This window comes from Brevundimonas sp. ALps5, from assembly GCF_058681645.1.
This window is the reverse complement of sequence record NZ_CM178744.1, coordinates 3,206,976-3,231,385: the sequence shown is the minus strand read 5'-3', so window position 1 is coordinate 3,231,385 and position 24,410 is coordinate 3,206,976. Positions and strand designations below refer to the sequence as shown.

At 67.7% G+C, this 24,410-nt stretch carries 19 protein-coding genes and 1 tRNA gene; 9 read left to right on the top strand and 11 right to left on the bottom strand.

The annotated features are described in order from the left end of the window. Positions 1 to 12 precede the first annotated feature (12 nt). A complete protein-coding gene (locus tag ACW172_RS15270) occupies positions 13 to 1,251 on the bottom strand; it encodes a TetR/AcrR family transcriptional regulator (protein ID WP_492032289.1) in 1,239 nt (412 codons plus the stop codon). Between the two features lie 146 nt (positions 1,252 to 1,397). On the opposite strand from ACW172_RS15270, the gene ACW172_RS15265 reads away from it, so the two are divergent. The 3 genes from ACW172_RS15265 to ACW172_RS15255 are packed head-to-tail and all read left to right on the top strand — an operon-like array spanning position 1,398 to position 5,468. Then, positions 1,398 to 3,155 (top strand): class I adenylate-forming enzyme family protein, encoded by a 1,758-nt coding sequence (locus ACW172_RS15265; RefSeq protein WP_492032288.1) that lies wholly within the window; start codon positions 1,398 to 1,400, stop codon positions 3,153 to 3,155. After that, the gene (locus tag ACW172_RS15260; protein WP_492032287.1) at positions 3,152 to 4,321 is read left to right on the top strand and encodes an acyl-CoA dehydrogenase family protein; all 1,170 of its coding nucleotides are present in this window, start codon (positions 3,152 to 3,154) and stop codon (positions 4,319 to 4,321) included. The genes ACW172_RS15265 and ACW172_RS15260 overlap by 4 nt, the downstream gene beginning before the upstream one ends. 1 nt (position 4,322) lies before the next feature. After that, positions 4,323 to 5,468, top strand: coding sequence for an acyl-CoA dehydrogenase family protein (locus ACW172_RS15255; protein ID WP_492032286.1), 1,146 nt, complete (start codon positions 4,323 to 4,325; stop codon positions 5,466 to 5,468). 98 nt (positions 5,469 to 5,566) lie between these two features. Here ACW172_RS15255 and ACW172_RS15250 read toward each other — a convergent pair whose 3' ends face one another. The 3 genes from ACW172_RS15250 to ACW172_RS15240 form a co-directional block, all read right to left on the bottom strand. Next, entirely contained in the window at positions 5,567 to 8,050 is a 2,484-nt protein-coding gene (locus tag ACW172_RS15250; protein ID WP_492032285.1) for a TonB-dependent receptor, read from the bottom strand. Between the two features lie 221 nt (positions 8,051 to 8,271). Then, positions 8,272 to 9,963, bottom strand: a complete 1,692-nt coding sequence (locus tag ACW172_RS15245; RefSeq protein WP_492032284.1) for an MFS transporter — start codon at positions 9,961 to 9,963, stop codon at positions 8,272 to 8,274. Positions 9,964 to 10,025: 62 nt separating this feature from the next. After that, complete coding sequence (locus ACW172_RS15240; RefSeq protein ID WP_492032283.1) at positions 10,026 to 10,379, bottom strand: response regulator; 354 nt, start codon at positions 10,377 to 10,379, stop codon at positions 10,026 to 10,028. Between the two features lie 48 nt (positions 10,380 to 10,427). Between ACW172_RS15240 and ACW172_RS15235 the strand changes: the two genes are divergently transcribed. The 3 genes from ACW172_RS15235 to ACW172_RS15225 are packed head-to-tail and all read left to right on the top strand — an operon-like array spanning position 10,428 to position 13,608. After that, positions 10,428 to 12,935: a response regulator gene (locus ACW172_RS15235; RefSeq protein ID WP_492032282.1), complete on the top strand. Its 2,508-nt coding sequence runs from the start codon at positions 10,428 to 10,430 to the stop codon at positions 12,933 to 12,935. After that, positions 12,935 to 13,324 carry a response regulator gene (locus ACW172_RS15230; RefSeq protein ID WP_492032281.1) on the top strand — a complete coding sequence of 130 codons (390 nt, stop codon included), beginning with the start codon at positions 12,935 to 12,937 and terminating at the stop codon, positions 13,322 to 13,324. Before ACW172_RS15235 ends, ACW172_RS15230 begins: the two co-directional genes overlap by 1 nt. Then, positions 13,321 to 13,608 carry an Hpt domain-containing protein gene (locus ACW172_RS15225; RefSeq protein WP_492032280.1) on the top strand — a complete coding sequence of 96 codons (288 nt, stop codon included), beginning with the start codon at positions 13,321 to 13,323 and terminating at the stop codon, positions 13,606 to 13,608. The genes ACW172_RS15230 and ACW172_RS15225 overlap by 4 nt, the downstream gene beginning before the upstream one ends. Here ACW172_RS15225 and ACW172_RS15220 read toward each other — a convergent pair. The 4 genes from ACW172_RS15220 to ACW172_RS15205 form a co-directional block, all read right to left on the bottom strand. Beyond that, positions 13,605 to 14,963 (bottom strand): dicarboxylate/amino acid:cation symporter, encoded by a 1,359-nt coding sequence (locus ACW172_RS15220; RefSeq protein WP_492032279.1) that lies wholly within the window; start codon positions 14,961 to 14,963, stop codon positions 13,605 to 13,607. The two genes, ACW172_RS15225 and ACW172_RS15220, sit on opposite strands and share 4 nt — an antisense overlap. 60 nt (positions 14,964 to 15,023) lie before the next feature. After that, entirely contained in the window at positions 15,024 to 15,503 is a 480-nt protein-coding gene (locus ACW172_RS15215; RefSeq protein WP_492032278.1) for a low affinity iron permease family protein, read from the bottom strand. Positions 15,504 to 15,526: 23 nt separating this feature from the next. Beyond that, positions 15,527 to 17,029, bottom strand: coding sequence for an amidase (locus tag ACW172_RS15210; RefSeq protein WP_492032277.1), 1,503 nt, complete (start codon positions 17,027 to 17,029; stop codon positions 15,527 to 15,529). A gap of 107 nt (positions 17,030 to 17,136) precedes the next feature. Further along, the gene (locus tag ACW172_RS15205; RefSeq protein ID WP_492032276.1) at positions 17,137 to 19,398 is read right to left on the bottom strand and encodes a S9 family peptidase; all 2,262 of its coding nucleotides are present in this window, start codon (positions 19,396 to 19,398) and stop codon (positions 17,137 to 17,139) included. A gap of 120 nt (positions 19,399 to 19,518) precedes the next feature. On the opposite strand from ACW172_RS15205, the gene ACW172_RS15200 reads away from it, so the two are divergent. Both ACW172_RS15200 and ACW172_RS15195 read left to right on the top strand, forming a co-directional pair. Beyond that, positions 19,519 to 20,337, top strand: coding sequence for a ferredoxin--NADP reductase (locus tag ACW172_RS15200; protein ID WP_492032275.1), 819 nt, complete (start codon positions 19,519 to 19,521; stop codon positions 20,335 to 20,337). Between the two features lie 62 nt (positions 20,338 to 20,399). After that, a complete protein-coding gene (locus ACW172_RS15195; protein WP_492034991.1) occupies positions 20,400 to 20,732 on the top strand; it encodes a chorismate mutase in 333 nt (110 codons plus the stop codon). Here ACW172_RS15195 and ACW172_RS15190 read toward each other — a convergent pair. Next, positions 20,729 to 21,082, bottom strand: a complete 354-nt coding sequence (locus ACW172_RS15190; RefSeq protein ID WP_492032274.1) for an Hpt domain-containing protein — start codon at positions 21,080 to 21,082, stop codon at positions 20,729 to 20,731. The genes ACW172_RS15195 and ACW172_RS15190 overlap by 4 nt on opposite strands. Further along, positions 21,082 to 22,521, bottom strand: a complete 1,440-nt coding sequence (locus ACW172_RS15185) for an amino acid permease (RefSeq protein WP_492032273.1) — start codon at positions 22,519 to 22,521, stop codon at positions 21,082 to 21,084. Before ACW172_RS15185 ends, ACW172_RS15190 begins: the two co-directional genes overlap by 1 nt. Positions 22,522 to 22,694: 173 nt before the next feature. Between ACW172_RS15185 and ACW172_RS15180 the strand changes: the two genes are divergently transcribed. Further along, positions 22,695 to 22,770, top strand: a tRNA-Lys gene (locus tag ACW172_RS15180). Positions 22,771 to 23,057: 287 nt separating this feature from the next. Here the strand turns inward: ACW172_RS15180 and ACW172_RS15175 are convergent. Continuing rightward, positions 23,058 to 24,377: a GntR family transcriptional regulator gene (locus tag ACW172_RS15175; protein ID WP_492032272.1), complete on the bottom strand. Its 1,320-nt coding sequence runs from the start codon at positions 24,375 to 24,377 to the stop codon at positions 23,058 to 23,060. Positions 24,378 to 24,410 lie beyond the last annotated feature (33 nt).

The following is a 24,410-nucleotide window of genomic DNA, read 5'->3' as shown; positions in this document are numbered from 1 at the left end:
ACGGCTGAACGATCAGGCGCGCAACAGTCCCGTGAACAGGGGCCGGACGAAGGTGCGTGAGGCCCAGTCCGGATCGATCGCCGCCGGATACTGCTTGCCCTTGATCCAGCGCGGCAGGTCGGCGGCGGCGTTGACCGCGCCGGTGATCAGCTGGGCCGCCACGGCCGGGTCGATGCGCCGGATCGAACCGTCGGCGATGCCGTCGGAGACCTCGCCCGCGAAATGCTTGGACAGCCGGTCCATGGCCGCCAGCAGGTCGCCGCGGATGCCGCCGGGCGCCGCCGCCAGGGCCATATACTGGAGCAACGGCCCGTTCGGGCTGAGCTGGAACCGCGCCAGGGCGTCGGTAGTCGAGGTGATCCGGTCCCAGCCGGTCTCGCCGACAGCGTCCCTCTGGGCCCCGCGCACGATGGCGAAGCTGCGCTCGAAGCAGCTGGCCACCAGATCATCCTTGGTGTCGTTGTGATGGTAGAAGGAGCCCTTGGTCACGTTCAGCTTCGCCGCGATCCGGTCGACCGAGGCGCCGTGATAGCCCTGGTCATTGACCAGCTGGGTCACCGCCTTGAGGTAGCTGGCCTGGGAGATCTCGCCGTCCACGGGCGGATCGGGATCGACGGCGGGGCCCTCAGCGCCGCGCCAGACCGCGCCAGCCTCGGCCATTCCGTCGAGGATCAGGGCCGCCATCCGCTTCGCCACGCGCGGGTAGTCTTCCGGGTCATAGCGTCGCAGCCAGGTCCGGGCCCACAGGATCTGGGAGAAGAACAGATGGGTCCGGGCGTTCTCCTCCAGCCGGTCGAAGGGCGAGCCGGCCTCCGGCCGCAGCAGGGCGCGGATGGCGCGGAACAGGTCGTTGAAGGCATCCTTGACCGTCGTCACCTGCGGCCCGGTCAGGGCGCGGATGTCGTAGAAGTTGATCGGCTCGGGCCGCCGGTGGGTAGCGATCCCGGCCAGGACCTCGAAATAGGCGTCGAGGAAGGCGGTGACCCGGGCCTCGGGGGTCGGCGCGGCGCTCGCCGTCTCCACGAGGCCGCTCAGCAGGTCGATGGTGCGCAGCAGACAGGCCGCCGCCAGGTCTTCCTTGCGCCGGTAATAGTAGGTCACGCTGGTGGTGATCAGGCCGACGGCCTCAGCCACATCGGCCAGGGTCGCGCCCTTCAGCCCCTTGCGATTGAACAGCCGGGCCGCCGCGTTGAGGATGGCGTCGCGCTTGGCCTCATAGCGTTCGGTCTGGCGGGCGGCGGTCCGGGTCATTCACGTCTTGATTAGAAGATTGAGTATGGCGCAGGGTCCAGCCTATACCGGGTTTGCGCGTTTGGCTTGAGATTTCCGTTACGGAAACATCGACTTGTGAACGCGTCCAGTCAGAGTCGCAACAGGCGACCGTATTGAGGAACGCCATGACCGCAGCGGTCGCTGAAACTGACGCCCCCTCCTGGCCCGCCATGAGCCTGGCCCAGGCTCACGCCGCCCTGACCCAGCCGGGTTCGCCGTTCGAGATCGAGACGATCGAGATCGACGGCCGACCGACGAAGATCTGGAAGAACGGCCCGCCGACCCTGATGCACACCTTCATGGCCGGACGGATGCACGCCGACCGGACCTTCATCGTCTATGAGGGCGAGCGGGTCAGCTTCGAGGCCTTCGCCCGGGCCAGCCTCGCTTTGGCCACCGACCTTCAGGCGCGCGGGGTCCAGAAGGGCGACCGGGTCGCCATCGCCATGCGCAACCTGCCGGAATGGCCCGTCGCCTTCTTCGCCGCCTCCCTGATCGGGGCGATCGTGGTGCCGCTGAACGCCTGGTGGAGCGGGGCGGAGCTGGCGTTCGGGCTGAGGGACTCGGGCTCGAAGCTCGCCCTCTTCGACATCGAACGTCTGGCCCGCATCGCCGACCACCGCGACGCCCTGCCCGACCTCGAAACGGTTCTGGTCAGCCGGGGTGATCCCGGCAGCCCCGACCCGCGCGTCACCCTGCTGGAGAGCCTCATCGGCCCGTCCGGCGACTGGGCCGCCCTGCCGCCCGGCGAGATGCCCGCCGTGGCGCTGGATCCCGAGGACCTGTCGGCCATCTTCTACACCTCGGGCACGACCGGCAAACCCAAGGGGGCGCTGGCGACGCATCGCAACGCCGGGACCGGCATCATGGCCGGGCTGTTTTCCTACAGCCGCGCCTTTGTGCGCCGGGGCGAGGCCCCGCCCCAGCCCGATCCGACCGGGCCGCAGAAGGCCGGGCTGGTCTCCATCCCCTTCTTCCACACCACCGGCTGCAACGCCCTGATGCTACCCGCCCTGGTCAACGGCCAGAAACTGGTCTGCCAGCGCCGCTTCGACGCGGCCGAGGGGCTGATGCTGATCGAGCGGGAGAAGATCAATCTGATCGGCGGCGTGCCGGCCGTGGCGATCCAACTGCTGCAGCACCCCGACCGCGACAAATACGATCTGTCGTCGCTGGAGACCGTCACCTATGGCGGGGCGGCGGCGCCCACGGCCCTGGTCGGAGAGATCGCGCGCGAGACGAGCGGTCTGCCCGGCTCGGGCTGGGGCATGACCGAGACCTCGGCGACCCACACCCACCATATCGGCGAGGACTATCTGAACCGCCCCGACAGCTGCGGTCCGGCCCTGCCGGTCAGCGAGCTGCGCGTCATCGACGCCGACGGGAACGACCTGCCCGTCGGCCAGGTCGGCGAGCTGCTGGCCTATGGCCCCAATGTCGTGAAGGGCTACTGGAACCGGCCGGACGCCACCGCCGAGACCTTCGTCGATGGCTGGGTCCACACCGGCGACCTGGCCCGGCTGGACGAGGAAGGCTTCTGCTTCATCGTCGACCGCAAGAAGGACATCATCATCCGTGGCGGCGAGAACATCTACTGTCAGGAGGTCGAGGACATCCTGTTCGAGCATCCCGCCGTCGCCGAGGCCGCCCTGATCGCCCGCCCGCACCCCGTGCTGGGCGAGGAGCCGGTGGCGGTGGTGTCGCTGGCCCCCGGCCAGTCAGTCGAAGCCGAGGAACTGCGCGCCCTCGCCGCCGGACGCCTCGCCGCCTTCAAGGTCCCCGTGACCGTCTTCATCCTGCCCCACGCCCTGCCCCGCAACGCGGCCGGCAAGATCGTGAAGGCGGACGTCAAAGCCCTCGTCCTGACGGAGCCTGCCGCGTGAATCTGGACTACTCCCCCGAAGACCTCGCCTTCCGCGACGAGGTCCGCGCCTTCATCGCCGCCGAATATCCGGCCGCGCTGCGCGCCAAGCAGGACGCAGGCGTCGAGCTGGACGATCAGGACTTCCTGTCCTGGCACCGCATCCTGGCCAAACGCGGCTGGAGCGCCCCAGCCTGGCCGGTCGAATACGGCGGCCCGGGCCTGAGCCAGACCCAGCGCTTCCTGATGTCCGAGGAGATGGCGGCGGCGGACACCGTGCCGATCCTGCCGTTCGGCATCAATATGGTCGGGCCGGTGATCTATACCTTCGGCACGCCCGAGCAGAAGGCGCGCTGGCTGCCGCCGACCCTGGCGGGCGACATCTGGTGGTGCCAGGGCTATTCCGAGCCGGGCGCCGGTTCCGACCTCGCCAGTCTGAAGACGCGGGCCGTCCGCGATGGCGACCACTATATCGTCAACGGCCAGAAGACCTGGACGACCCTGGCCCAGTTCGCCGACTGGGGCTTCTTCCTCGTCCGCACCGATCCGGACGCCAAGCAGCAGGCGGGCATCAGCTTCCTGCTGATCGACATGAAGAGCCCGGGCATCACGGTGCGGCCGATCATCACCCTGGACGGCGCGCACGAGGTCAATGAGGTCTGGCTGGAGGACGTGCGCGTCCCCGTCGAGAACCGCATCTTCAAGGAGAACGAGGGCTGGACCTGCGCCAAATTCCTGCTGGCCCACGAGCGCACGGGCATCGCGGGCGTGGCCCGGGCCAAGCGGGGTCTGGAGAAGCTGAGGAAGGTCGCGGCCAACGAAGGCGTGCTGGACGATCCGGTGTTCGAGGCCGAACTGGCGGATCTGGAGATCGACCTGCTGGCGCTGGAATACAGCGAACTGCGCACTCTCGCCCGCGAGAGCGCCGGCAAGGGGCCCGGACCGGAATCCTCCCTGCTCAAGATCAAGGGCACAGAGATCCAGCAGCGGCTGACGGAGATGACGGTTCAGGCGCTCGGCTCCTACGCCCTGCCCGACGCCCGGGGTCTGGGCAACGTCGGGCCGGTAGGTCCCGACTACGCCGGCCGCGCCGCGCCGACCTATTTCAACATGCGCAAGGTCTCGATCTTCGGCGGCTCGAACGAGATTCAGCGCAACATCATCGCCAAGATGGTTCTGGGGCTCTGAGATGAATTTCGACCTGAGCGAAGAGCAGTCGCTGCTCAACGATTCCGTCTCCGGCTTCCTCAAGGCCCGCTACGACTTCGAGGCGCGCAAGAAGATCGTCGCCTCCGAGGCCGGCTGGAGCCCCGAGGTCTGGCAGGCCCTGGCCGAGGAGCTGGGCGTCGTCGGCGTGATGGCGCCCGAGGCCGCGGGCGGTCTGGACGGCGGCCCGGTCGAGGCCATGGTGCTGATGGAGGCCATGGGCCGGGCCCTGGTGGTCGAGCCCTTCCTCGAGACGGCCCTGACCAGCGTCTCCCTGCTCAAGCGGGCCGGCGGCGCGCGGGCCGACGCCCTGCTGGAGGAGATCGTCGCGGGCACGGCAATCGTCGCCTTCGCGCATGGCGAGGCGAAGGGCCGTCATGAACTGCTGTCGGTCGCCACCACCGCCACCCCCGAGGGCGACGGCTGGAAGCTGACGGGGTCCAAGGCCGTGGTCTCGGCCGCGCCCTGGGCGACCCATCTGATCGTCAGCGCCCGCACCGCCGGGACCGATCCGCGCGATCCGGCGGGATTGAGCCTTTTCCTGATCGAGGTCGCTTCCGCCGGGTCCGGCCTGTCGGTGCGCGGCTATCCGACCGTGGACGAGCGCCACGCCGCCGAGATCGATCTGGAGGGCCTGACCCTGCCCGCCGACGCCCTGCTGGGTTCGGTGAACGAGGCTTACGACGCCCTGATCGCTCCGGTGATGGACGAGGCCGTCGCCGCCCTGTGCTCCGAGGCCGTCGGCGTCCTGCGCGAACTGCACGGCCAGACCCTGGACTACGCCCGCCAGCGCAAGCAGTTCGGGCGGGCGATCGGCGAGTTCCAGGTGCTGCAGCACCGGCTGGTCGATATGTTCATCGCCGTCGAACAGGCGGTGTCCCTGACCCTGATGGCGACGCTGAAGCTGGACGCCCCTGCCCCCGAGCGCGCCCGCGCCGTCTCCGCCGCCAAGGTCGGTGTGGCCAAGGCCCTGAAGTTCGTGTCCCAGAACGCGGTCCAGACCCACGGCGGCATCGGCATGACCGACGAACTGGCCCTGAGCCACTACTTCCGCCGCGCCACGGCCCTGATGATCGAACTGGGCAGCCCGCAGGCGCATCTGAAGCGGTTCATCTCGCTGGCGGCCTGACGCCCTCCATCGCGCTCAAGTAGCCCGAAGGGCGGTAGCGCCACCAAAAAGAAAACCGCCCCGGCCTTGCGACCGGGGCGGCTTTAGTGGGCTCGGGATCAGTAGGTGAGCCGTAGGGTCAGACCATAGGTCCGCGGCGCCCCGAGGAAGGCGTCGTAGACGCTGATCGCATCGTTGTTTTCATCGACCTGGAACGGGCCGTTGAAGCCGACCTGCAGATAGTCCTGATCGGTCAGGTTCTGGGCCCAGGCCTCCAGCATCCAGCGGCCGTTCTCCGAACCGATGCCGATCCGGGCGTTGACCAGGGTGTAGGCGTCCTGAAGCTTGGCCGGGTGCAGATCCGAGCCGGTATTGTATTCGCTCAGGTATTTGGCCGTAACGTTCGACTTGAACACCATGCCGGCGCCGATCGGGGTCTCATAGTTGCCCGCCAGAGAGATCGACACCTTGGGCGCGAACGACAGCTGGGCGCCGGGCAGACGACGCAGGCTGTTGAACCGGCTGGCGACAAGCAGGTCGGCGGCCGTGAACTCCGAGATGGTGGTCTCGGCATAGGTCATGCCACCCTGGAAGGTCAGGCCGTCGACCGGCGTCGCCCAGTTGAAGTCGGCGTCGATCCCCTTGGAGATCACTTCCGGCAGGGTCTCCACGATGAAGGCCGTGCCGACAAAGGTGTTCAGCTGGAAGTCCGTAAACGTCTGATGGAAGGCCGCGGCGTTGAACAGCAGGGAGCCGTCGAACAGGCGCAGCTTGGTCCCGATCTCGAACGAGTCGACATACTCGCCCCGGAACGAGGTGTCCGGGTCGGCAGTGAAGTCCGGCCCCGTCGCGGTGATCCGGACGGCCTGTTCGCGGTCCAGGTTGAACCCGCCCGCCTTGAAGCCCCGCGAATAGGAGCCGTAGACCATGGCGTTGTCGCTGAAGTCGTACTTCAGCTTCAGGGTGCCGGTGACCGCGTCCTCGCTGCGCGACTGCTTGTTGGCGCCCAGGGCGTCGAAGTCGTTGTTCTCGTTGTTCAGGCACATGGTGCCGACGATGGTGCCCGCGGTCGTCGCCCCGGCCAGCCCCACCAGGGTCAGATAGGCGGCCTCGGCCTGATCGCAGGACGAGCCCGTGGTCGTATAGACCGAGGTCAGGTTCTTCTCGTCGAGCGTCCAGCGCACCCCGAGGTTCAGGGACAGCTTGTCCGTCATATGGACGGTGTTGTCGGTGAACAGGGCCCAGCTCTCGGTCGTCTGGTCATAGCTGTCGCGGCTGCCGTTGCCCGGCTGGTAGATGGCCGCCGGGGTCAGACCGAGCAGACCCGGAACCCCGCCCAGCAGCTTGCCGGCGATATAGGCGTAATAGTCCGTGCCGTAGAGCAACTGCGAGCCCGCCGTCATGTCCTCCTTGGCGTAGAAGGCGCCGACCAGCCAGTCGACAGGCCCGTCGGTGCCCGCCGCCCGGAACTCCTGCGAGAACTGCTTGATCTCGGTGAAGTTGGTCCCGTCGGTCGGGCGATAGACGATGTCGGCGCCGGTGAAGTCGGAGTCCTGGCCGTTTTCGGTGCGCCACTTCCGGCCCGCCGTGATGGAGGTCAGGGTGATGTCCGGGGTCAGGTCATAGTTGAACTCGGCCGAGACGCCCTGGTCCTCGATCTTCTGGGTCGTGTCGCGGTTGGCGCTGGCGATCCGGTCGAACGGATGGGCGGTGGTGTCGACCGAGCCCGGACGCACCTGATTGACCAGAACCGCGCGCGAGACGGCCGAGGAGCCGACGTAGAGCTGGGTGGCGGAGCAGCAGTTCTCGTCACGGCTCGTGTAGTCGGCGATGAAGCGGCCCGACAGCTTGTCGGACGGCTGCCACAGCAGCTGACCGCGCACGGTGTAGAAGCTCTGGTCCACATCCTCGTTGTTGGTGCGCGGTCCCGGCGTGGTGACCACGTCCAGGAAACCGTCGCGCTGGCGGTCGGCGAAATAGAGGCTGCCGGCCAGGGTGTCGGCGATGATCGGGCCGGTGATATAGGCCGAACCGCCCATCTGGCCGTAGTTACCGCCGGTCAGTTCGGCCTCGGCGCCGAAGTCGAAACTGGGGCTCTCGGTGATGATGTTGATGACGCCCGCCGAGGCGTTCTTGCCGAACAGCGTCCCCTGCGGCCCCTTCAGCACCTCGATGCGCTGCAGATTGCCCAGGTCGCCGAAGCCGACGCCGTTGCGCGGACGATAGACGCCGTCGATGGTCACCAGGACCGAGCTTTCCAGCCCGGGGTTGTCGCCGACGGTGCCCACCCCGCGCACGCGGGCGGTGGTGATGGCTTCGTTAGAAGTCGAGGTGACGATCAGACCCGGCGTCAGGATCTGCAGATCCTTGATGTCGTGGACCCCCGCCCCTTCCAGCGCCTCCCGGCTCAGGGCCGTGACCACGATGGGCACGTCCTGAAGGTTCTGTTCGCGTTTGGCGGCGGTGACGATGACGTCCTCGACGCGGTTGGCCTCGGGCTCCGCCTGCTGGGCGTTGGCGGCCCCGGCCAGGCCGAACATGCCGACGGAAGCGATCAGGGCAAGCGCCGAGGCGCGGCCGTTCATCCGGTATTGCAGCTTCATGATTTCCCTCCCTGCCCATCCGTTGTTGGACGGTGCGTATTTTAAGGGTCGGGCTGCGACCCTGAACGGAGGCTATATCGAAAGACCGGTATGGAGCAAGAGCATGCTCAAAGTCGTGATTTCAGCGTAGTTTGCAGCGCACAAAGGGCGACTGAAGCGCCACAGAAGAGCCTTGGTATAAGCGGTATGGAAAAAAGCTTCCCTTAGGGAACCTGATCACCTCAAGCGGAGCGGGTCGCGTCCGTCATCGGCTCGGTAAGGGGCAGGGCGTCACCGTGCTCGATCGAATGGCCGGTCGAGCGTTCGATCAGACGGTGCACCACCGGCCGCTCCGGCCCCGAATGCAGTTCGGCGATGCGTTCGGAGATCACCGCGTCGGCCTGGGTCAGGCGTTGGTTGTTGCGAACATAATCGACCCAGGTCGGGGTGTGATAGCGCTCGACCCAGACGGCGGGGTCCGCCAGATCACGCAACAGGGTCCAGTGCCGCGCCCCGTCGCGGCGGCGGATGCGGCGGCGCTCGTTCATGACGTCGAGGAACTCGGGGATACGGTCCTCATCGATGCGGTATTCGATGGAGATGACCACCGGGCCGCTGCGAGGCTCGATGTCCACGGCGATTCGGGGTTCGGTCCAGCGGCTGAGGGGGTCGAGGTTCAGGTCTCCCGCCGTCGGCAGCGGCAGGCGCAGGCCGATGAGGACACAGACCCCCTGAACCGCCGCGGAGGCGATCAGGGCGACCCCGACGCCGTGCCCGTCGGCGATGACACCCCAGACCCAGGCGCCCAGGGCCATCCCGCCAAAGGCCGCCATCTGATAGAGGGCCAGGGCCCGCGCGACGACCCAGCGCGGCACGGACATCTGCACCGTCACATTGAACGCCGACAGCGTCAGGACCCAGGCCGCGCCGGACAGGGCCAGCGCCGGCAGGGTCAGGGCCATCGACGAACTCAGGCCGGTGATGACCGCAGAGACGCCGAAGGCCGTGCAGGTGATCCGGCTCAGGACCTCATTGGAAAAACGGGCGCGCAGCCGACCGGCCCCGAACGCCCCGACCACGGCCCCGATGCCGAAGGCGCCGAGCAGCAGGCCGTAGGTCAGGGGCCCTCCCCCGACCAGGTGACGCGCCACCAGTGGCAGCAGGGCCTGGATCGAAATGGCGCCCACGCCGAAGACCGCCGCGCGGATCAGCACCGCATAGACCCGTGGCGACATGACCGCATAGCGGACCCCCGCCCCCATGGCGTGCCACAGGCCTTCGCGGGCCAGGGTCTGGGGCGGGCGCTCGGGCCGCCAGCGGGCGATGACGACGATCAGGCCGACATAGGAGACGGCGTTCACGGCGAAGGCGGTCGCCGCCCCCGCCGCCGCCACGATGATCCCGCCGACGGCCGGGCCGACGCTGCGGGCGATGTTGAAACCGACCGAGTTCAGGGTCACCGCCGCCGGCAGGTCGTTGCGCGGCACCATATCGCCGACCGAGGCCTGCCAGGCCGGGCCGTTGAACGCCGTGCCCACGCCGATCAGGAAGGTGAAGAGCAGCAGCAGCCAGGGATTGATCCAGCCCAGCCAGGTCGCGCCGGCCAGCGCCACCGAGACCACCAGCATGAAACCCTGGGCCCACAGCATGACGATACGCCGATCCGAGGTGTCGGCCATGGCCCCGGCCAGCAGGGACAGCAGCATGATCGGCAGGGTGGTCGAGGCCTGAACGAGGGCGACCATCTGGGCCGACCCCATGGAGGTCATCATCCATGACGCGCCGACCGACTGGATCAGCCCGCCGAAGTTGGAGGCCAGGCTGGTGATCCACACCGCCCGGAACACCGGATGGGCCAGGGGCGCGAGCGAGCCGGAGCGTGGCCGTTCAAGCGGCGGCGTCGGGGTCGGTTCGGGTGCGGCGGCGTCGGTCAACGCCTCCGATCAACACCCGGGCGACCGGGGATGCAAGGGCGAAACCGCCCGCTCCATCGATCTCAGCCCGCGAGCGCCGTTTCCAGATCGCTGGACGAGAAGGGCTTCACAAGGGTGGCGTCCGCGCCCAGCCCCGCCGCCATCTTGAGTAGTGATCCGGCGCCCAGCCGCCCACCCCCGCTGATGGCCACGATACGGATATCCGGCAACTTTCTGCGGATCTCCATGATGAAATTCAGCCCGTCCCGCTCGGGCATCAGTATGTCTACTACGGCAGCTTCCGCCCCTTGCGTTTCGGCTCGGGTCAGTCCTGTATCCACATCGAGGGCCGTGACGACGTCATGACCCGCGGTTGTGAGCATCCCCTCAAGGTGGCTCAGCATGAGCGGATCGTCCTCGATGACGCAGATCTTCAACTCGGCGCTCCCAACAGGCGTCACTGACAGAGGCGAGGATACGACGTCTTGACCCCCGATCGTCAACCTTGGTTGCACCGCAACAATCTGCTCGCACTGATTGCAGCGGTCCTGGTTCCGGCCCTGCTGGTGCTGATGGCTGTTGAACTCGTTCGGGAATTCGAGAGCGGCCGGGCCCTGAGAGCCGAGGTCAACAAATCCTACGAGACGCGACTTCAGATCCAGCGCGTCTTTTCGTCGCTCCAGGACGCCGAGACCGGGGTCCGCGGCTATGTGCTGACCGGGGACGAAGTCTATCTGGCTCCCTACGCGACCGCCGCCGCCTCCCTCAACGCGCAGGAAACCCGCCTGGGCGACCTGCTCACCGCCCAGCAGGACCAGACCGCGGACTTCGTTCGGCTGAAGGCCCTGGCGGACCGGAAGATGACCATCCTGGCGCGCGCCATCGCCCGCCGCCGTTCCGGCGTGACGGCCGCCGCCCTGGTCAGCAACGGCGGCAGCGAAGGCAAGACGGTCATGGACAATGTCCGCACCGTCATCGGCCGGATGGTGGACCGCGAGGCCGCCGCCCTGGACCTGCGCTCCCGCCGCGCCGACGAACGCAGCATCCGCACCGAATGGCTGGTCGCGGGCCTGTTCCTGATGCTGCTGGCGGTGATCACCCTGACGGCCTGGCTGACGCGCCGCTACATGAAGGCCCGCCGCATCATCCTGGCGGACCTGGAGGCTGCGGTGGCGCGCCAGAAGGTCACCTTCGACAGCGCCATCGACACCATCATCACCCTGAACCCGAGCGGCAGCATCGAGACCGTCAACGCGGCCGGTGAGCGGATGTTCGGCTATTCGGCCGCCGAGCTGACCCGCCGCGACATCTCCCTGCTGATCGACATCGCCCCCGACGGCGACGGCGAGTTCCTCAAGCGGCTCGGCACCTCCCAGGGAGCGCTGACACGCGGCCTGATCCGCCAGATGGAAGGATCCCGCCGGTCCGGAGAGACCTTCCCCGTCGATGTCGCTCTCGGCGCCATGCAGCTGCCGACGGGCACCCATGTGGTCGCGGTGGTGCGCGACATCTCCGAACGCCGCCGCATCGAGCAGTTGAAGGACGAGTTCGTCTCGACCGTCAGCCACGAACTGCGCACCCCCCTCACCTCCATCGCCGGCTCGCTGGGCCTGCTGTCCGGCGGCGCGGCCGGCCCCCTGCCCGAGAAGGCGGCGCGGCTGATCCAGATCGCCCAGGCCAACAGCCAACGTCTGGTCCGGCTGATCAACGACATCCTCGACATCGAAAAGATCGAGTCCGGCAAGCTGCGACTGGAGCTGGCGCCGCTGGACCTGCGCGTCATCGCCGAACGCTCGATCGAGGGGGTCCAGGGTTATGCGCGGGAACTCGGCGTGGCCGTGATCCTCGGCGACGCCGAGACGGCTCCGGTGCGCGGCGACGCCGATCGCCTGATCCAGGTGGTGACCAACCTTCTGTCCAACGCCTCGAAATTCTCGCCCGCCGGCGGCACGGTCACGGTCACGGTGGACCGCGAGACTCGCCTCGCCCGCCTCAGCGTCATCGACCAGGGCCCGGGCATCCCCGAGAGCTTCCGCACCCGCATCTTCTCCAAATTCGCCCAGGCCGACGGCTCCGACACCCGGGCCAAGGGCGGCACGGGCCTGGGCCTGGCCATCGCGCGCGAGATCGCCGAACGCCACGGCGGCCGGCTGTGGTTCGAATCCGCCGAGGGCGAGGGCGCGACCTTCCACCTGGACCTGCCGCTGGCCGACCTGCCGGTGGCGACCGCCGAAGACGACGGCCCGCGCCTGCTGATCGTCGAGGACGACCCCGACGCCGCCGACATCCTGCGCGAGATGCTGGAACGCGACGGTTTCGCCGCCGATATCGCCGGATCGACCCGCGACGCCCTCGTGGCCATCCGCCGGACGACCTACGATGCCTGCCTGATCGACCTTCAGCTGCCTGACGCCGACGGGATCAGCCTGATCCGGGAGATCCGCGCCACGCCGGGCGCCCAGGACATGCCGGTCGTCGTGGTGTCCGGCGACGCCGCCCACGGCAAGGCCCGGGGTCGGTCTCTGGAGGTGCTGGACTGGCTGGAGAAGCCGGTCGACCAGTCCCGCCTGCGCGCCGCCGTCACCGCCGTCAACCGCCGGAAGGGCGACGCCCGGCCCGTGGTGCTGCATGTCGACGACGACATCGACATCCTCGAGGTCACCGCCGCGGCCCTGTCGGACGCCGCCGACATCCGTCCGGCCGAGAGCCTGGCCGCCGCCCGGGCGATGCTGGCCCGTGGCAAGCCCGACCTGGTCATCCTCGACCTCGGCCTGCCCGACGGCTCGGGGCTGGAGTTGCTCGGCGACCTGGGCGACGGCGCGGGATCGGCCGTGCCCGTCATCGTCTATTCCGCCCAGGAAATGGACGCCGCCCTCGCCGACCGGGTCGAGGCCGTCCTGACCAAGTCGCGCACCTCCCTGACCGGCCTGGCGCGGACCGTGCGGCGCCTGACCAACGCCCGGAAAGCCCTCGAAACCAGCGGGACTGAGTGATGAGAATTCTGCACATCGACGACGAGCCCGATATCCGCGAGGTCACCGCCCTGGCGCTCGGGATCGACCCGGAAATCGACCTGACCTCCTGCCCCTCGGGTCAGGCGGGGCTTGAAGCCCTCGCCGGCGGACTGACGCCGGACGCTATCCTGCTCGACGTCATGATGCCGGGTCTCGACGGTCCGGGGACCCTGGAGCGGATCCGCGCGATGGACGATTTCGCCCACACCCCCGTCATCTTCATGACCGCCCGGGCCCAGTCCCAGGAACAGGCGCGTTTCATCGGCCTCGGCGCCGTGGGAGTGATCATCAAACCCTTCGATCCCATGACCCTGGCCGAACAGGTGCGCGACATCCTGGCCGGGGCCAGGGCGGGAGCGCGGGGGTGACCGATCCCCTGGCGCCGCTGCGGGCCCGTTTCCGCATCCGGGCCGGTGAGGATCTGGCGCGGCTGCGCGACCTGCGACAGGCCGACGATGCGGCGGAGTTGCGGCGGCTGGCCCACGGCATCGCCGGGGCGGCGGGGACCTTCGGCTTTCGCCCGCTCAGCGAAGCCGCCATCGTAGTCGACGACGACTATGTGGCCGGGCGCACGCCGACGCCCAAAGCCTTCGAGCGACTGGAGCAGGAGTTGGCCGCCGCCGCGGCCTCCAGTGACGCGTCGGGCGACTAGTCCTCCGTCACCACCGCATCGTCCCCGGGCCCTGCGGCGGGATCGGGTTGTGCGGCAAGGGGTTTGGGCTGTCCGTCCAGGGCCCGTTTCAGGGCGTCGCGGTCGAGCTGGTTCTCCCAGCGGGCCACGACGAGGGTGGCCACGGCATTGCCGATGAAGTTGGTCAGGGCCCGGCATTCGCTCATGAACCGGTCGACGCCGAGGATCAGGGCCATGCCCGCGATCGGCACCGAGGGGACCACCGCGAGCGTCGCGGCGAGCGTGATGAAGCCGGCCCCGGTGATGCCCGCCGCGCCCTTGGACGACAGCATGGCGACCAGCAGCAGCAGGATCTGCTGCTCCAGGCTGAGGTGGATGCCCAGGGCCTGGGCGATGAACAGGGCCGCCATCGTCATATAGATGTTGGTGCCGTCCAGATTGAACGAATAGCCCGTCGGCACGACCAGACCGACCACCGACTTGGCGGCCCCGGCCCGCTCCATCTTCTCCAGCAGGCTGGGCAGCGCGGCCTCGGATGAGGAGGTGCCCAGCACCAGCAGCAGCTCCTCCTTCAGATAGCGGATCAGCTTGAGGACGTTGAATCCATTGGCGATCCCGACCAGACCCAGCACCCCGACCACGAACAGGATGGCGGTCAGGTAGAAGGTGGCGACCAGAGCCGCGAGGTTGGCGATCGAGCCGATGCCGTAGGCCCCGATGGTGAAGGCGAAGGCCCCGAAGGCCCCGATCGGCGCCGCCTTCATCAGGATGGCCACCAGCTTGAAGAAGGCGGCCGAGATCGATTCCAGGAAGGTCAGCACCGGCTTGCCGACGTCGCCGATCAGGGCCAGCGCGATGCCGAACAGGATCGAGACGAACAGCACCTGCAGGATGTTGCCGGTCGAAAACGCGCTGACCACGGTGTCGGGGATGATGCCCATCAGGAAGCCCTGAATGGTCGTCTCATGCGCGGCGCTGGAATACTGGGCCACCGCCCCGGCGTTCAGCGTCGAGGGGTCGATGTTCAGGCCCCGACCCGGCTGGACCACATTGGCGACGATCAGGCCGAGGATCAAAGCCAGCGTCGAGAACACCAGGAAATAGGCGAAGGCCTTGGCCGCCACCCGGCCGACCTTGCCCAGATCCCGCATCCCCGCGATCCCGGTCACGATGGTCAGGAAGATCACCGGAGCGATGACCATCTTGACCAGCTTGATGAAGGCGTCGCCCAGAGGCTTCAGCGACTTGCCGAACTCCGGCCAGAAATGACCGATCACCGCCCCCAGCACGATCGCCGTCAGCACCTGGAAATACAGGTGCGCGTAGAAGGGCTTCTTGTCGTGAAGCGTCGGCGCGGCGGTATCGGTGATCTGCAAGCGTCGCGTCCTTGTGAGTCTTCAGACCCTTCTACGCGATCGAATGCGGATCGGGCGAGCCTAAGCCTTGCGGTTGGCTTTGGCGGGGGCCGTCTTCGGCGCGGCGGCTTTCGGTTGTTCCTGCTCGATCTCGTCGGCGCGCAGGCCGCGCTTGCCCTTGATGGCCCTGGCCGGCTTGCCCTGATGAACGGCGATGCCCCGCGCCTCGACCTCTGCCAGAATGGCGTCGAGCTCCGCCTCGGTCAGGTGTTCGATGCCGATGAAGCGAGCGTCGGCCTGACGCACGGCGAAGACCAGCTCATCCAGCTTGGCCTGCATCGCCGCCCCGTCGCGGTTCTGGGTGTTCTGGATCAGGAAGACCATCAGGAAGGTGATGATGGTCGTGCCGGTGTTGATGACCAGCTGCCAGGTCTCGTTGAACTTGAAGATCGGCCCCGACACCGCCCAGATCACGACGATGCCGACGCAGGCGATGAAGGTCCACGGCTTGCCGGCGACCTTGGCCGTCAGGGTGGCGAAACGGACGAAGATCTTTTCCATGGCCGCTCAACGGCTCCGCTTGATCAGGGTTCCTGCTGCTGGCCCGGCGCGCGGCGCGCATGGGTCTTCTGTTCGAAGGCGTAGCCCAGCGACAGGATCTTCGCGTCGTCCCACTTGCCGCCGATGAAGCTGAGGCCGACCGGCATGCCGCGATCGAAGCCCATGGGCACGGTCAGGTGGGGATAGCCGGCGACTGCGGCGATGGTCGAGGTGGACCCCTGCGCATTGTCGTCGTCGTCGCGGGCGTTGGTCCAGGCGCGCGAGGTGGTTGGAGCGATCAGGGCCACGACCGAATTGTCGGCCATCATTTTATCGATGCCTTCGGGTCCGGCGAGACGGAAGGAGGTCGCGCGGGCGTCGATATATTCCTGAGTGGTCAGGTCGCCCTTCGCCTGGGCCTGCTCGAACAGTTCCTGGCCGAACAGGACGGTCTCGGCCGGGGTGGCGGTATTGAAGGCGATCAGGTCGGCCAGGGTGCGGCTCGGCACCTGGGCTGAATCGGTCGAGGCCAGATAGGCGTTCAGATCGGCCTTGAGCTCATACATCAGCACCTTGAAGCTCTCGCCGCCGATGGTGCGCAGATCGGGCGCGGTGTCGATATCGACAAGGACGGCGCCCGCGTCACGCAGCACCTGCAGATTCTTCTCGAACACCTCCAGCGTCGGCGCCGAATAGTTCTTCGCATAGCGCAGGACGCCGATGCGGACGCCGCTCAGCGAATTGGCGTCCAGCGCGACGCGATAGTCGGTCTTGTGGGCGTCGGCCTCGGCGGTCGCCGCGTCCTCGGGGTCCGTGCCGGCGATGACGGTCAGGACACGGGCGGCGTCCTCGACCGTCGTGGCGATGGGGCCGGCGGTATCCTGGGAATGGCTGATCGGTACGATGTGCGTCCGGCTGACCAGACCCACGGTCGGCTTGAATCCGACGACGCCGTTGACGGAGGCCGGACAGGTGATGGATCCGTTGGTCTCCGTCCCGATGGCCACGGGCGCCAGACCCACGGCGACGGCCACGGCGCTGCCTGAGGACGAGCCACAGGCGGTACGGGTGCGGTCATAGGGGTTGGGAGTCAGGCCGCCGACGGCGCTCCAGCCGCTGACGGAGTTGGACGAGCGGATATTGGCCCACTCGGACAGGTTGGCCTTGCCGACGATGACGGCGCCCGCTGCTCGCAGGCGCGCGACGAGCGGCGCGTCACGGCCGGGCGCATTGTTCGCCAAGGCCAGAGACCCCGCCGTGGTCGGCATGTCGCGGGTTTCGATATTGTCCTTGAGCAGGACCGGCATGGAAGCCAGCGCCCCGTTCATGGGGTCCGTAGAGACGGGGTGGTCGGCCCAGCGGATGACGCTGTGGGCGCCGAGATCGACCTCCCGCGCATGCGCCGTACTGAAGGGGGGATAGGGGTACTGGACATCATCGACCCGCGTCGTCGCCGGCTGAGCGGGGGCGGTCGCCGGGGCGGTCTGCGCCATGGCGGCCGGCGCGGCGAGCAGGACGAGAAGGCCGAGGCCGGCGGAGAGGTTCATCGGCGAAGGTCCCGGGTCAGACGCGAAGAGAAGCGTGACAGTGACCGGGGTTCGGCCGGAAAGACAAGACCCCCACCCCGGCGTCGGGATGGGGGTCTGTGATCGCCCTACTCCGTATGCGACCGCGAGCCGATGGTGCGGTCGAAGAAGTCGAGGTAGGTGCGCCATTGCTGGAGCTGGCGTGGATTGCCGCGCACGCCGTGACGCTGACCCGGATAGACCATCAGCTCGAACGGAATGCTCTTGGCCTGAAGCGCGTCCATCAGACGGGTGGTGTTCTCGAACACGACGTTGTCGTCGGCCATGCCGTGCATCAGCAGCAGCCGTCCGGTCAGGTTGTCGAGGCGGTTCAGGACGTCGGTGCCGGCATAGCCGTCCGCATTCGCCTGGGGCGTCGACATGAAGCGTTCGGTATAGTGGGTGTCGTAGAGCGCCCAGTTGGTCGGCGGACCGCCCGCGGCGGCGGCGGCCAGACCCATCTTCGGCTCGGTGAGCATGTTCAGGCTCATGAAGCCGCCATAGCTCCAGCCCATGACGGCCATACGCGAGGCGTCGACGTAGGGCAGCGATCTCAGATAGTTGGCGGCCAATACCTGATCTTCCGTCTCAACTGTGCCCATGTGCAGATACTGGGCCGAACGGAAGGCGGCGGAACGGTCGCCCTCGCCCCGGTTGTCGAGGCGGAAGACGATGTAGCCGGCTTCGGTCAACAGTTGATTGGTCGTCGCCTGCCAGTCGCGCTTGACGCCCGCCCCGGTCGAGGGGCCGCCATAGACCTGCATCACGACGGGGTATTTCTTCGCCGGATCGAAGCCCGGCGGCGTGGTGATGCGCCACACCAGGGTCTGGCCGTGGCTCTCCAGCGTGCCGAACTCCGGCGTGCGCAGACGCGAACGGTAAGGCCAGAAGGGGTGATGCTCGTCGAGCCTGTTCTCCTCGATCCAGCGCACGAAGGTCCCGTCGGCCTTGTAGAGGCCCGAGCGCGGCGGGGTGCCCGGATCGGAATAGTTGCCGACATAGGCGGTCGCCGTCTTGTTCATCGACACGCCCCACCAGCCGCCAGAGGTCGTGACCTGAAGGGGGGTCGTGGTGCGACGGAAGGAGGCGCGGAACATCTGCTGCTCGATCGGCAGTTCGGTCCCGTCGTGCATGGAGGCGGTGAAGAAGACCTCGCCGGTCGTCTCATTGACCCCGTTCAGACCCTTGACCGGATAGAGGCCGCGCGTGATCGGGCGGACCTTCTTGCCGTCCTTGTCGTAGAGGTAGAGGTGTCGCCAGCCGGTCGACTCGTCGGACCAGATGAAGCCGCCGTCCTTCAGCGCATGGAAGTCGTCGGTCAGGTCGACCCAGGTCGTGCTGGTCTGGGTGACAATGACATGCGAGGCGCCGGTGGCCGGATCGACGGCCAGCAGGTCCAGGGTCTTCTGATCCCGCGACTGGCGCTGGACATAGAGGGTCTTGCCGTCCGCCGACCAGTCGACGCGGCCCAGGTAGATGTCGGTGTTGGTCCCGAGATCGACCTTGATCCGCTTGCCGCTGGTCACGTCGTGGACATAGAGCTCGACCACCGCATTGGGGCGGCCGGCGCGCGGATAGCGCTGCTGCACCACGGTCGAGCCCGAGGCGTTGATGTCCAGGCGCGGAACGACGTCCACGCCGCTCTCGTCGGTGCGCTGCAAGGCGATGTAGTGCTCGTCCGGGCTCCACCAGTAGCCGGTGTCGCGGTCCATCTCCTCCTGGGCGATGAATTCGGCGGTGGCCCAGGTGATCAGGCCGTCGCCGTCGGTCGTGACCGGGGTCTCGGTGTTGGTGGCCAGGTCCTGAATGACCAGATCCTGATCGCGGACATAGGAGACGTAGGTCCCCTTGGGGCTGACCTTGGCGTCGATCTCGTCGGCGGGAGTATTGGTCAGACGCTTGACCGAGTCGTCGGCGCGGTTGGCCAGGAAGATGTCGCCCTCCAGCGGGGCGAGGATGTAGCGGCCCTGGCTGTCCCAGCTGTACTCGACCACGCCGCGTTCGGAGATCCGCATCCGCTCGCGCCGGGCCTTCTCGGCCTCGGACAGTTCACCGGCGTCGGGAACCAGCGCGCGGGCGTCGATCAGCTTGAAGGGCTCGCCGGCGCCGGTGGGGGCGGCCCACAGGTCCTGCACCGAGACGTCGTCGGGGCGCGACCGCAGGAAGGCGACCAGGGCGCCGTCGGGCGACAGGCTGACCCCCTTGGCCACCGGGCCGCTGAGGCCGGGATCGGAGAAGACGCGCTCGGGCGTCAGAATGGCCGGATCGGCGGCGGGCGGGGCGCTCGATTGAGCGAAGGCGGAACCGGCGACGGCCATAAGCAGCGTCGAAGCAAGGAGAAGGGTGCGCATGGCGCGGGACGCTAGCCATGGATTCTATCGCCGTCACCGAGATTTTTTCGGCCCCGGAAACCCGCGGCGACGCCTGCGATCCTTTCGCACCGGCGAACGAACGCCTAAACAGCACGAACGATGACCGACGCCGCCCTCTCTCCCGCCCCCGCCGTCAAGCCCAGCCCCTGGCACTCCCTCAAGGTGCTTTGGGTCAGGCACTGGACCGACCAGCTGTTCTCCTTCGCCGTCGAACGGCCCGAGGACTTCCGCTTCCGCTCGGGCGAGTTCGTGATGATCGGCCTGCCCGGTGAAGACGGCGGCAAGCCCGTCATGCGCGCCTATTCGATCGCCAGCCCGTCCTGGGCCGAGGAGATCGAGTTCTTCTCCATCAAGGTCGAGGACGGCCCCCTGACCTCGCGGCTGCAGAAGATCGTCGCGGGCGACAGCGTCCTGATGGGCAAGAAGCCGACCGGGACGCTCGTTCTGGACGCCCTGACCGGCGGCGAGCGGCTGTGGCTGATCGGGACCGGCACGGGCCTGGCGCCCTGGCTGTCGGTGGCCCGCGATCCGGACACCTATTCGCGTTTCGGCCAGGTCGTGGTCTGCCACACGGTCCGCAACGTCGCCGACCTGGCCTATCGCGACTTCTTCTCGCACGGCATCCACGAAGACCCGCTGATCGGCGACGAGGCGAAGGCCCAGCTGACCTACTATCCGACCGTGACGCGCGAGCGGTTCGAGACCCCGGGCCGGATCACCGACCGGATCAAGTCGGGCGACATCTTCGCCGACCTCGGCCTGCCCATCGGCTTCTCGGCCAATACCGACCGGATCATGCTCTGCGGTTCCATGCACATGATTAAGGAAACGGCCGAGCTGCTGGAGACCTATGGTCTGAAGGAAGGCTCCAACGCCGAGCCGGGCGACTATGTGCTGGAACGCGCCTTCGTCGGCTAGGAGCACGGTTGGGCGATATGCCCACCTTGGCGGAAGCGCCGGGAACGGCTAACCCCAGCCGCATGCACCACCCTGCCCTCGTCGCCGTCGAATCCCGGGTCGATCCCGCCGAATGCAAATCCATGGCCGAGGTCCGTCAGGGCGTCGACGCCCTGGACCGCGCCCTGGTCGCCCTGCTGGCCGAGCGTCAGCGCTATATGGACGCCGCCGCCCGCATCAAGCCGAACCGCGACGCCGTCCACGACGACGCCCGCATCGAGGATGTGGTCGCCAAGGTCCTGGCCTCGGCCGAGCAGCAGCATCTGTCGCCGACCATCGCTGAGCCGGTCTGGCGCCTGCTGATCGACCGCTGCATCGCCTATGAGTTCTCGGTCTACGACCGCACGCGCAGCTAAGCCCTGAGGCTTCTCAGCATCAGCTCATGCCGCCAGGCCGCGACGTCGGCCAGGGCGATGTCGAGCGAACTCTTCACCCGGTCCAGCGCCGGGGCGGCCAGAGATTGCTCGGCCGCCTCAGCCGCCGCGCAGACTTCCGCCAGCTGACCGGCGCCGATGCCCGCCGCCGCGCCCCGGATGGTGTGGACGGCGTCGCGCCAGCCGTCGGTCTTGGGCTCCAGCATGGCCGACCACATGGCCGCCTGTTCGGCGAACAGGCCCAGGACCTCTTCGGAGATCGCATCGTCGCCGCCCGTCATCCGGTCCAGCACCGAGAAGTCGACCGCGCCGGAGAGGTCCCGTCGCGACATCAGGCCGCCTCGGCCGGGTTCTTCGCCAGACGCGCGTTCCGCGACGACCAGACGAAGTAGATCAACAGGCCGATCGCGTTCCAGATCAGGAAGCCATACTGGGTGATCGGCTTCAGGCTGAGGAAGAAGACCACGCAGCCGACCACTGTGATGGCGGCGACCACCGGCCACAGCGGGGCCTTGAACAGGCGCTTGCGGCCCGGATCCCGCAGCCGCAGCACCACCAGACAGACACCGACGGCGCAGAAGGCGGCCAGGGTCCCGGCATTGGCCAGCGAGGCCAGTTCGTCCAGCGGCAGCAGACCGGCGAGGACGGCGACGACGATGGCGGTGAAGACCGTCACGACTGCGGGCACGCCGCGCGTGGAGATCTTCGCCAGACGGGCCGGCAGCAGGCCGTCGCGAGCCATGCCGAGGAAGATACGGCTCTGTCCGAACAGGAAGGCCAGCAGCACGGTCGGCAGGGCCACCACGGCCGAGGCGCCGATCCATTTGGCCGCCCCGCCCTGCCCCAGCTCGCGCAGGATCAGAGCCAGGGGCTCGGAGCTGGCGGCGAAGGCCGAGACCGGACGGGCGCCGATCGCGGCGGCGGCGACGATCATGTACAGGGCCGTGCAGATCAGCATGGAGCCGACGATGCCGATGGCCAGGTCGCGCTCGGGCTTCTTGGTCTCTTCCGCCGCCGTCGAGATGGCGTCGAAGCCGTAGAAGGCGAAGAAGATGATGGCCGCGGCCGCCATCACCCCGGTCTTCACGAAGGGCGCGCCGAAGCCGTTGGGCATGAAGGGGTGGAAATGCTCCGGGTTGAAGGCCGGCAGGGCGATGGCCACGAAGACGATCAAGGCGACGATCTTGATCACCACCAGCACCACATTCAGGTTGGCGCTCTCGCGCGTGCCCAGCAGCAGCAGGCCCGTGACCACGGCGATGATGAACACCGCCGGCAGGTTGACGATCCCGCCCGCGTGCGGCCCGACCGTCAGGGCGTGCGGCAAAGCCAGGCTGATGCCGCCGATATCCAGACCGTTCAGGAAGCCGACCGCATAACCCGACCAGCCCACGGCCACGGCCGAGACGACCAGCGAATATTCGAGGATCAGGCTCCAGCCCACGATCCAGGCGATCAACTCGCCCAGGACGGCGTAGGAATAGGTGTAGGCGCTGCCCGCCGCCGGCATCATGGTCGAGAGCTCGGCATAGGCCAGGGCCGCACAGGCGCAGACCAGACCGGCCAGACCGAAGGACACCAGCACCGCCGGCCCCGCCAGACCCGCGCCGACACCGATCAGGGTCAGGATGCCGGTGCCGACGATGGCCCCTACGCCCAGGGCCAGCAGATGCGGCCAGCTCAGCGTCGCCTTCAGCCGCGGCCCGTGGGCGGCCTCGTCATGCGGCGTATGCATCGCATCGATCGACTTCCGCCGGTTCCAGAACGCCATCCAGCCCACTCCCCAAATTTAAACAGCCGTGATTCCCGCGACCTTAGCGCGCGGTTCCGCGGTTTAGAAACCGAAGTCGCAAATACGGGCTTGCATCCGGCGAACACAGCCAGTATGTCCGCCCCTCCCCGCCGACGACCTTGTCGATGGCGAGGAACCGAGACGATCGGTACGGGTGATTAGCTCAGTTGGTAGAGCAGCTGACTCTTAATCAGCGGGTCGTAGGTTCGAACCCTACATCACCCACCATCGTCCTCCAATAAAATCAGTAATTTACACCCCGGAAAACGGGCGATGCCGTTCTAGCTTGGCCGTTTAGAACGGTGTTTAGAACGGTGAACTTGCGCGCTCTGAAGCGCGTTTTGGCGTGTTCACGTTCGGTTGAAAGGAGCGCCGCCCCGTGCCTTTGCGGTGAGAGCCGGACGGGTGGCGCGATGGCCCTCTGCCGCCCGTACGCTTCGCATCCCGCCCCGACGTCTTCGTCGTGTACGATCCCGCCACGCGCGCCGAGCCGGGCCTCAAGGGCGAAACTCGGGTCAGGCGCACTCCTGTTCCCGGCTCATGAAAATGCGGCGCGCCCGCGCGGCATCACCTCTGTGCAGGGCGTCCAGGATCAGCGGCGTCATACGGTCCGGGGCGCACTCCGGTGCGGGATCCAATCGGGACACGATGATACTGAAAACCTCCAGCGCGCTGTCGCCGGACAACACTCCCAGGTTCGTCAACGACCTCGTTGGGTCCACATCCTGCAGTATCTGCGACCGCACGGCGGCCGGCATCTCGCTGATCGCGCTCAACGACTTCAGCCCGATCTGACGTCGGAAAGATGCGAGATCATCGGCCCGAACGTCAGTTTGTCGCAGGAAGTCCAGAGATCGCCCGAGAGCTCTTTCCGCATCCGGCAAGGCCACGACCAACCCCCCGGATCGGCCGCGCTCCATCCGGACCACGGAATGTTGTTCCAGCATCCGTACAGCCTGTCGCAGCGTGCTCACGGTGACGCCGTAGCGCTCAAGGAGATCGCCCGCCCCGCCAATCCGGGCGCCGGGCGTCCACTCCAGAAGCCGAACGTCCCGCAGCAATTCGCGGGCGAGGCGTTCTGCCGGGTTGCCCCCGCCCGCACTCTCATCCTCAATGGCCGGAACCTGGCGTTCGTCGCGCTCCATCGCGCTCCATGTCGCCTGACTGTCGCGCATGAGTGCGAGCTGCCGGTCACGCAGCGCAAACAGGGCCGCCACATCGCCGGCCATCTGCGCCTCAATCATCTCCAGCAACGCATCCCACCAGGCCTTCTGAAAGCCCTGGCCACCCGCCATCACGCTGTAGGGGACGATATCCTGGCCATACTCAGCGGTGGCCTGGTAGGCGAGGCTGGCGAGCGGATCCTTCACGAGGCGGCGGATCGCGGTCAGAAGCTGCCGGATTTCGCCCATCCGGGGCGGACCGATCCTGGACTGGCGGCTGAGCCGGAGCGCCACCTGCCGGACACCCTCACACTCGGCAAGGTCCAGTCGCGGTGTCGCCGTCAGGAAAACATGGGTGTCCGTAGCCTTGAGCAGCCGATCCGTCGCATGCGGCCCCTGCATCCGGCTTTCGATCAGGATCGCGAGCGCGCGTCCCGCTGCTTCCGGGTCAGGCGGGGCGACGATCAGGCCACCGCCCGCGCCACGTTTCATGAAGGCGACGCCTCGCGCTTCGAGGATCCGGGCAGCCTGCCGCAAAACTGAGCGTCCGACGTCGTGTCGGGTTCGCAGGTCCTGCTCGGAGGCGACAAGATCGCCCGACTTCAGACCGGCGCGGAGAATCAAACCGGCGAGTTCATCGGCGAGCCGGGCTGCGGCGGGGTCGGTGGCCATTCCTGATCTACTCGTCCCCGCCAGCCGAAGTCG